The organism is Alteromonas sp. AWJ4_197, from assembly GCF_056160285.1.
Genome location: NZ_JBSWWW010000061.1, coordinates 1 through 322, shown reverse-complemented (window position 1 = coordinate 322; position 322 = coordinate 1). Strand labels below are relative to the sequence as shown.

Below are 322 nucleotides of genomic sequence, written 5' to 3'. Positions count from 1 at the left end.
ATGGGGAGACCCCACACTACCATCGCCGCTAACGCGTTTCACTTCTGAGTTCGGAATGGATTCAGGTGGTACCACGTCGCTATTGCCGTCAGGCATAAACTTTGTCGTGCAAAATCGAGTGCTTTTCTCGACTTTTGCGCAAGGAGGACATTCATTACACTCAGTTGTGTGCCAAGTCCTCAATGCTTATCTTAACAATCTTGGAAAGCTTTCTATCAGTATCAATCAGAGTAACGCTACTCTAACTTTTTAATTAGTCAGTCTTTAACTCACAACTTCTAAGTAAAAGCTACTTAGGCGTTGTATGGTTAAGCCTCACGGG

At 43.8% G+C, this 322-nt stretch carries 1 rRNA gene; it reads right to left on the bottom strand.

From position 1 onward, the window contains the following. A 5S ribosomal RNA gene (gene rrf, locus ACXAGC_RS20535) occupies positions 1–93 on the bottom strand; the annotation flags it as partial. Positions 94–322: the final 229 nt, after the last annotated feature.